Below are 476 nucleotides of genomic sequence, written 5' to 3'. Positions count from 1 at the left end.
ACGCCCGTCCGCTGAGGCCGTCCGAAGGAAAGCGAAGCTTTCCTCTTATATCAGCTGGGATTTCATTATTCAATTCATTATTCACTATTAATTCTTAATTATCATGAAAAAGTCCGTATGGAGTACTATTATCAAAGTGATCATCGCAGTAGCTACCGCCATCGCAGGGGCACTTGGCATCCAATCCTGTATTCTCTAATTTTCAATTATCAACTCTCATTTTTCAATTACCATGGGTAAGGCTTATTGTTTCTACCAGAATTACAGGGAGGTCCGCCTCCTTGTGATTCACTGCTCGGCCACACGATATGACAGGGATTTCCCGGTGGAGGCGCTACGCTCCTCCCACAAGGCACGGGGATTCGCCGACATCGCCTATCATTTCTATATCACACGGGACGGAGAGCTGCATCGTTGCCGGCCGGTCAACCAGATCGGGGCGCACGCGGCCGGATGGAACGACCACAGTGTCGGAA

The 476-nt window shown here is 49.4% G+C and carries 2 protein-coding genes; both read left to right on the top strand.

Annotation, left to right across the window (positions count from 1 at the left end; all coding sequences use genetic code 11):
• Positions 1–103: 103 nt before the first annotated feature.
• A complete protein-coding gene (locus E5342_RS19485) occupies positions 104–199 on the top strand; it encodes a smalltalk protein (RefSeq protein ID WP_005855736.1) in 96 nt (31 codons plus the stop codon).
• Between the two features lie 33 nt (positions 200–232).
• Positions 233–476: N-acetylmuramoyl-L-alanine amidase (locus tag E5342_RS19170; protein WP_210434987.1), on the top strand; the 244-nt coding region annotated here is incomplete at its 3' end.

This window comes from Parabacteroides distasonis (assembly GCF_004793765.1).
GTDB lineage: Bacteria > Bacteroidota > Bacteroidia > Bacteroidales > Tannerellaceae > Parabacteroides > Parabacteroides distasonis_A.
Note: the sequence above shows the minus strand (reverse complement) of the source record. Positions and strands in the feature narration are given on the sequence as shown.

Coding starts and splice junctions, on each gene's coding strand:
- E5342_RS19485 (WP_005855736.1), top strand. CDS start 104: ATGAAAAAGTCCGTATGGAGTACTATTATCAAAGTGATCATCGCAGTA.